General features: G+C 56.1%; 1 pseudogene. It reads right to left on the reverse strand.

Annotation, left to right across the window (positions count from 1 at the left end):
- A pseudogene (locus tag ACTHUT_RS22385) lies at nucleotides 1-255 on the reverse strand (hypothetical protein); the annotation flags it as partial.

Here is a 255-nt window from a genome sequence, read left to right on the forward strand (position 1 = left end):
TGCTGTTGGCATTGAGGTCGCCGTCGGCCACGTTGGTCACTTTGTTACCGGCGGCATCGATACCGGACTTGGTCAGGCTAGGACCGCCTGCGACTTTCACACCGTCGTTGTTAACGGTGGTGTCGCCAGCTTTGACGCTGTCTACTACCAGGTCTTTGTTCAGCTTAACCGTCACTTTATCGTCTTGGGCTTCGGTGGTGATGTTGTCGTCGCCGGCAACGGTCACGGTGGAGCCGAGTTTTTCGATATTGGTGC

The organism is Neisseria sp. P0022.S010, assembly GCF_051956635.1.